The organism is Pantoea sp. CTOTU46764, from assembly GCF_031974595.1.
GTDB lineage: Bacteria > Pseudomonadota > Gammaproteobacteria > Enterobacterales > Enterobacteriaceae > Pantoea > Pantoea trifolii.
The window spans coordinates 1-7,017 of the sequence record NZ_DALYOQ010000092.1 but is presented as its reverse complement, the minus strand read 5'-3'; the positions used below and the strand labels follow the sequence as shown (position 1 = coordinate 7,017).

At 52.1% G+C, this 7,017-nt stretch carries 7 protein-coding genes; all 7 read right to left on the bottom strand.

The genetic code is table 11. The features are described 5' to 3' along the window. Positions 1 to 1,651 (bottom strand): GMC family oxidoreductase (locus RTM06_RS21125; protein WP_312184610.1); only part of this gene is annotated, 1,651 nt, incomplete at its 3' end. Then, positions 1,648 to 2,166 carry a sugar dehydrogenase complex small subunit gene (locus RTM06_RS21120; protein WP_312184609.1) on the bottom strand — a complete coding sequence of 173 codons (519 nt, stop codon included), beginning with the start codon at positions 2,164 to 2,166 and terminating at the stop codon, positions 1,648 to 1,650. The genes RTM06_RS21120 and RTM06_RS21125, both read right to left, overlap by 4 nt. After that, the gene (locus RTM06_RS21115; protein ID WP_312184608.1) at positions 2,156 to 3,565 is read right to left on the bottom strand and encodes a c-type cytochrome; all 1,410 of its coding nucleotides are present in this window, start codon (positions 3,563 to 3,565) and stop codon (positions 2,156 to 2,158) included. Before RTM06_RS21115 ends, RTM06_RS21120 begins: the two co-directional genes overlap by 11 nt. Before the next feature lie 115 nt (positions 3,566 to 3,680). Continuing rightward, positions 3,681 to 4,388 (bottom strand): hypothetical protein, encoded by a 708-nt coding sequence (locus RTM06_RS21110; protein ID WP_312184607.1) that lies wholly within the window; start codon positions 4,386 to 4,388, stop codon positions 3,681 to 3,683. 42 nt (positions 4,389 to 4,430) lie between these two features. Beyond that, positions 4,431 to 5,579, bottom strand: coding sequence for a beta-propeller fold lactonase family protein (locus RTM06_RS21105; RefSeq protein ID WP_312184606.1), 1,149 nt, complete (start codon positions 5,577 to 5,579; stop codon positions 4,431 to 4,433). A 36-nt stretch (positions 5,580 to 5,615) separates the two neighbouring features. After that, on the bottom strand, positions 5,616 to 6,254 hold the full coding sequence (locus tag RTM06_RS21100) for an aldolase (protein ID WP_312184605.1): 639 nt from the start codon (positions 6,252 to 6,254) through the stop codon (positions 5,616 to 5,618). 13 nt (positions 6,255 to 6,267) lie between these two features. Continuing rightward, positions 6,268 to 7,017, bottom strand: a 750-nt coding sequence (locus RTM06_RS21095; protein WP_312184604.1) for an MFS transporter, incomplete at its 5' end; no start/stop codon positions are given.

Here is a 7,017-nt window from a genome sequence, read left to right as displayed (position 1 = left end):
AACCTGCTACTTCCGTCTTCATGGTCTGCAACATATGTTCAGCCAGGCGCAAGCTCAACGCGGCGCCGGTTAAGGTCGGGTTCATACAAGATGCTGACGGCATCACGCTGGTTCCGGCAATCCACATATTGGGATGATCATGCGTGCGGCAATCACGATCTACTACCGAATTATGCGGATCATCGCCCATAATGGTGGTGCCCATGATGTGCTGGCGATCCTGGAACTTAGTATCGATCGACAATATTTCCGCATTCAGTAGTTCTGCAAACTTGTGAAAATCTTTGAGCCCCGCTTCTTTTCCGGCATGCCAGTAATCCGTCACGCTGTAGTAAATCTCCGGCAACGGAATACCAATCGCATCTTTTTTCGTCTTGCTTGGCGTAACGCGGTTTTCCGCCAGCGGCAAGGTTTCAAAATCGATAGCAAAGTTCAGCGAGCGTGCCGACTGGCGCCGGATTTCAGCATCCAGTTTGGAGCCCAGCACACCTTTCTCAATCAGCGATGCAGCATAATCGGCGGTTGGCACCGTGTTACGCACTTTGATCTTGTAGCTGGGGAAATCCTTGCGGAATACGCCATCGCGGTTGTTCAGATACACCAGCAATTCGGTCGGCCCCTGACCTGGCCACACATCTTCCGACATCATCACGTTCATACTGATGCCGGTGTGGCCCATCAAATTGCGGCCAACCTGATCGGAAGAGTTTGCAATGCCGTTGGGATATTTCTCCGACGTCGACATCAACAGTAGCTTGGGCGATTCAATGCCGTAGGCCGCCAGTACAAAGTAGTCGGCGGTTAAATGGTGCTCGGAACCATCCGGCTTTTTATACCAAATGCCGGTAATTTTGCCATCATCCGCTGCCTCTATACGGTACACCACCGCGTTATCCAGCAGTTTTGCTCCCAAACGCTCCGCTTCATCGATATGCATCGAGCCATCATATTTGGCGGCGATCGGGCAAACCGGATTGCAGTTATTATTGCCGCCACACATTGGGCGCTTGCCCCACGGCTTAGTCGCGCGACCGTTCGGTTCCAGCACCGGATTATAACCGCCTTTACCCAGCATCTCAGTTAGGCGATCAAACAGATAACTGGTTGGCAAACCCGGCATCGGGAATGGTGTAGATCGCGGTGGCCAGGCTTTGCCACCCTGCCCACTTTCGTCTTGTCCATCGACGCCTGAAACGCCCAGCTCATGCTCGGCTTTGCCATACCACGCTTCCAGCTCTTCGTAGCCAAAGGGCCAGTCGCGGCCCCGACCATAAAGGGTGTTGAGTTTGAAATCGTTGGGGATCATACGCCACAGTGCAGAGCCAAAGTGCCAGGTTGTACCACCGACAACGCGCAGGTATTTGGTGGGATATTTAACCGGCCCAACCTGCTGCAAATAGTCACCGTAGGTAGACGGAATATGTGGCGGATTGGGATAAGGCGAACCCACGCCCTGTAATTTGATATTGGTTAACGACATCTTGAACGGGGAATTACGGAAACGTTCGACGATTTCCTGGCGAGACACACGCGGGCCTGCCTCAAGGATGATGACTGATTTACCGGCTTTTGCCATCTTGCAGGCGATCAACCCGCCCATCACGCCCGAGCCAATGATGATCACATCGGCATCGACTTTTTGTGCACTCATGCGCCTTCTCCTGTAGTTGCCACTTTGCCATCATGCGTCACTGCCCAGTAGAACGGCCCGCCGCCATAGGTTGGGACCACCAGAATATCTTTGGTGGGCAGGTACATCATCGCATCGGCATAAGCGATCAACTCCAGATCGCTGCCGTCGCCGACAACGCCGGTGTACCACGCTGAAATGATGCGTTTTGCCGTTTTCCATTCAGGATTATCTGCACCAAATGCGGCAAGGAAATCGTCGACATGGGCAAAATTATGCTGCTGCAACACTGCCTGCAGGCTGCTGAGCTGGTGTGTGAAGTCGGCATTATGGCGATTTAAGGCATCGAAATAGCGCTGCCCCAAAATCGGGCCGACCGGGCGACTGACCAGGAACTGCGAAACGGTCATAAAACCATTTTCAGCCATCTGCTCTGCAGCCAGCGCGCGCGCCGGGAACAGGGAATTACACATCGCGCCGAGTGACAAAATGCCCATACCTTGCAGCAAACGACGTCGGGAAAGGTTATGCGCCATGTTTTTTCCCCTTACGCGAAATAGAAATCAGCAGCACCAGTAAAATAATGACAACTACCGCGCCACCACCCCACACTGCAGGTTGCGCCAGGCGTGCAATCAGTGGGCGCTCGCCACCTTCACGCAGGGTTTTAACCTGTTCAGGCGTTACGTTCAGCTGAGCATTACCAAAGTTTTTCAGCACGTAGTTGCTGACGTCGGAAATTTGCTGGTCGCTTAATCGATCGGTAAATAACCCATCCGGGCCAAAAGCTGGCATGACGACATCTTTGCCATCAACCTGGCGATGTACGCCGTAGACAATGGTGGCAATCAGGTTATCGGCCTGCGGTGCGCCGGTGGCGGTGTTGTGGAACAGCGAAGGATAGAAGTGATTGCCCGCACCATCCGCCTGATGGCAGTTAGCGCAAGAACTGGCGTAAACCTGCCAGCCCGCATCGGGATTTTTAACCGCGCGCAGCGCCGCTTCATCTGTGGCGGGTTTGCCAAGCACGTCGCGTGGCGAATGGGTGGCCTGAGTCACTGCGGGGATCTGCCGCAGATAAGCCACTATCGCATTGATATCGTCATCAGACAGATGCTGTAAGCTGTGCTCGATAGCTTCCGCCATCGGGCCTGCTGCCTGGGCTTTGCCTGCAACATGGCCCGTTTTGAGATATTGCGCGATTTGCGCATCGCTCCAGTTGCCAATGCCGGCTTGTTGATCGGGCGTGATATTCGGCGCGTACCAACTGCCCAGGCTGCCGCCGCTGAGAGCCTGACCGTTGTTTTGCCCCATCAGCGCGTTACGTGGCGTATGGCAGGTATCGCAGTGCGCCAATGCATTGACCAGATAATCACCGCGATTAACCACATCCGATTTATCTTTTGCCGGAATAAATGGCTTATTATCGGCAAACAGCATATTCCAGAAGTACATACTTGAACGAATATTAAATGGGAAAGGCAAATCCGTTGCTGGCGGTACATTATTGTCTGCTTTTACACCGTGCATAAAATAAACATACAGCGCGTGCATATCGGCATCAGAAATTTTTGCGTATGAGGTGTAAGGCATCGCCGGATAAAGATGCTGCCCCTGTTTATTGATGCCATTTCGCACGGCTTTAACAAAATCTTGTTCGCTATAATCGCCAATGCCGGCGGTTTTTGATGGCGTGATATTACTGGCAACAATATTCCCCAACGGCGAGGAGATAATATAGCCACCCGACATTTCCTTGCCCTGATTCGGTGCGGTGTGGCAAGCTCCACAGTCCGCAGCAATAGCCAGATACTTGCCTTTCGCAATAAGAGCCGCAGACTCAGCAGCATCTTCAGCGTGAGCTGAAAATGTGGCAGACATCAGAATGCTCAACGCGAAAGGCAGACAACACTGTCTCACCTTTCTTGCTTTCATTGTAATTGCTTCCGGTAAATAATTATTAGTATGGTAAAAACAATAATGCACTTCTGTGGCAACCCACAGAAGTGCACATTATCAGACAACGTCAATTCACAAAATACAAACAGTGCTATAACAATTCATAATCATTGAAGATGATATTTTCGCCACTTGCCGCCGTTATATCGACTTTACCTGGCTCGGTTAAAAAGGCATCGCCGGGATGTACCCAAACTTCTTTTACCCGATTGGTATGAGTTTGATCGGCAATCAGTACCCGCCCTTCAGTAAAGAACACGCGCACGCCAGGCCCGTGTTGCGTATATTCGCCGGTACTGGCGCCAGGCTTCAGCGTGACCTTCCAGCCTCTCACTGTTTTCTTATCCAGCACCTGAGTAAATGCGGCATTAGCAGGCCGCGAAGCGTTACCAAAATGTTGCGGGCCTGGGATGTTAATTTCGAACGCCACCTGATGATTGACGTTATTTCCGGTATTGGTGACCTTATCCGTATCTGATTTCCCTTGATGCTCACCGAATTTAACATTGCCACTTTTCATTTCGGTCATGTTTACCGGCTTGTCGGGATACTCTATTTTGACCGGGCTCCCTTCAATGTGCGTATTAACATAATCCAGATGCTGCTCATGAAATAGCGTCGATTGTCCGGGTTGAATTAATACGCGCATTACCGTGACGTATTTATTTTCCAGAATGACGTGGTGCAGTGGTTCCAGATCGGTGGCAACCCCTTTTTCAGCCGCTTGTGTCGGTAATCCTGCGCTTAACAGCGTCGAGCACAATAATGTGCTGAATAATCTTTTGCGAACAGTCGACATAAACACTCCTTTTTTTACGAATGAATTAAATAGAGCAGAAATTTACTCAACAATAGTGACCCAATTAGCGCCCTTGCCGGTGGGGACGCGCTCAATTAATGTCAGTTTGCCAGTGGTTTGATCTATGGAATAGAGCGAAATTTGTGTCGACTTCTGACCCGATTCAATTAAATAACGTCCGGAATTATCAATAGCAAATCCACGCGGCTGAGCTTCTGTTGGCATGCTATTAATCAATGTCAATCGACCATCGCTCGGTGAAACATGAAATGCAGTAATATGACTGCTGGTGCGTTCGGTAGAATAAAGGAAACGTCCATTTGGCGTGATATGAATATCGGCTTGCCATAACCGCGGTTTGGCGGATTTTGGCAAATCATCATCGCCGGTCAGTGGTCGCGCTTCACCACGCTGCATGTTGGCGGCAATGGCCGGATCGAGTGACGGTGTCGCTTCATGTTCCGTCAGGGTGCCATCTTTGTTCAACGTCAGGCGGGAAATGTTGCCGGCCATTTCGGTCAGCACATAGAGATTCTGCTCACCCTTCTCATCCCGCTGCGGTGCAAAGGTGAAATGACGCGGTCCGGTTGCCGACTCGCGTTGGATATTCACAAACGCTGGCGTGTTCGCCGTGACGGTTCCGCTGTGGCTATCGAAACTGTACTGCAGTAGTTGATCGGCACCCAGCAGCGGTACATAGAGAAACTGGTTGCTGGGATCGGTCTGAATCGAATGTGCACGCTTTCCGGTATGCACCACCTGCACCGGCGCACTCTCAACTTTGCCATCCGCGGCAATGCGATTGATGCTAAACAGATCGCCGCCGTAAGAAGATGAAAGCAGGAATTTCCCGCTCTTATCCAGCGCGACATACGCCATCGCCTCTGGCAGCGGCGTATCCGCAAAATGCTGCGGCGAGCCGTCAGGTTGAATATGCCAGGCCGAAACATGGTAAGGCTTACTGCGAACGGAGACATAAAGTGTCTCGTTATCCAGCGAAACCACCATCGGCATACTTTTCAGGCCGCTGGGATATTCACCAATCGGTTTAAGCTGGCGCTGCGCCTTTTGCAGCTCGTAGGCCGTCACCGTGCCGCTGTCGCCGTTGGATACGTAGACAAAAGATTTTTCCTGCGCCAATACTGTTGATGCAAAGAGCATCATGCCTGCGGCTATTACCGTCTTTTTCATCTTTGGATCTCGTTTTTGTAGGGAACAATGCGGGTATTACCAGCGCGTATTAAAATGTTCGCACAGCTCCAATACGGCTTGTTCTGGCAGCGCGGCGGGCTTATCCACGCAGTTCAGCCAAAGGCGCGCGGTTTCTTCCAGCTCTTCAAGGGCAAAGCTTACCGCTGAAACGGATTTTCCCCACATTACCGGGCCAAGTCTCTCCAGCATCACGCCACGCACGTCATTGGCCAGCTCAGCCCCCTGCGCAGCCACATCGGCATGGCCTGGGCGGCGATAGTCGATTAACGGAATCCGCCCGACTTTCATCACCTGATACGGCGTCAGCGGCGGTAAAATGCTGTCGCGCTGCCACACACCCGCTAACGTCAGTTGCACCAGATGCGTGGAATGGGTGTGCACTACGCCGTGCGCCTCCGGGTTACGATCGTAAATCTGGCGATGAAGCAGCAAAGTCTTCGACGGTTTGTCGCCCGAAACCCATTCACCCGCGCGATTGACCTTGGCAATCCGGACTGGCTCGAGATGTCCGAGACAAGCATCAGTTGGCGTAATCAGCCAGCCATCTTCCAGGCGAGCGCTAATGTTTCCCGCGGTACCAGTGGTATAGCCGCGGTTAAACAGATCGGCTCCCACCTGACAAATCTCTTCTCGTAAGGACTGTTCGTTTTGCATGCTGTTTCTCCTCTTATTGATTGGCGGTAGCAATGACGTTGGCATCCGGTTTAGAGCTGATCGGTAATGGTTCCAGTTTGCCGAGCACAAACATAAAGGTCAGCGCACCCAGCACACAGATTCCGCCTGCCACCAACAATGGCACCACAAATGAACCGTGACTGAGGCTCAGCATCAGGCCAGTGAAGGAGGCCGTAACTATCCCTGCCAGGTTACCCGCAAAATTCTGGATACCGCCTAGCGTGGCCACGTAATTACTGGCAGGCGCAACGTCGGCTGGCAGCGTCCAGATGTTGGCGGCGGTGAAGGCTAAACCGGCGTAAGTGATGGAGAATAAGGTGAGGATCACCGTAATGCTGTCGGTGAATGCGGCGAAAGCAATCACGCTGGAGAGCAACATCCCGCTGATAAGACAGGTTTTACGTGCAGCGGTCAGGCTAAATCCTTTGCGATAAAGGGTATCTGACACAATCCCGCCGAGCAGACTTCCCGGAATCCCCATCAGTGCAGGGATCGCGCCGAGCGTCCCCAGCTCTTTCAATGAAAAACCATGCGCCACCGTCAGATAAGTTGGGAACCAGGTCACAAAGAAATAGGTGGCGAAGTTCATGCAGAAGAAGCCAATCATCATTCCCCACACGTTGCGATGACGGAAGAGTGACCACAATTCAACTTTTGCGTCGGCCTGCGTAGTGGGCAAAGCACGATCTTCCAGCAGATTTTGACGCTCAGTTTCATCGAGACCTTTCATCTCTTCAGGCTC